Annotated in this window: 1 protein-coding gene; it reads right to left on the bottom strand. The window is 36.1% G+C overall.

Annotated features, from left to right (window positions below; translation table 11 throughout):
* Positions 1–23: 23 nt before the first annotated feature.
* Positions 24–233 (bottom strand): AI-2E family transporter (locus IEX97_RS13345; RefSeq protein ID WP_188883563.1); only part of this gene is annotated, 210 nt, incomplete at its 5' end.

The raw sequence follows: 233 nt of genomic DNA, 5'->3' as shown, positions 1-233 counted from the left end.
CAAAGGACTTATCCCAGGATTTTTTACATCTTTGCATAACTATTTTTTACGTAACCATCTTGCGATAATAAAATAGCAATGGGTCTGGTTGCTTCGAAATGCGCGAAAACAATCATCATCATAACGGTGATGGGAACCGATAAAAACATGCCTAAAATTCCCCAAATGGCCCCCCATAATCCCAAAGCAAATAAAATCACAAGCGGACTTAGATTTAATGATTTACTTAAATA

Source organism: Paenalicyclobacillus cellulosilyticus (genome assembly GCF_014647315.1).
Taxonomy (GTDB): Bacteria; Bacillota; Bacilli; order Alicyclobacillales; family Alicyclobacillaceae; genus Alicyclobacillus_J; species Alicyclobacillus_J cellulosilyticus.
This window is presented reverse-complemented; position numbering and strand designations above follow the sequence as displayed.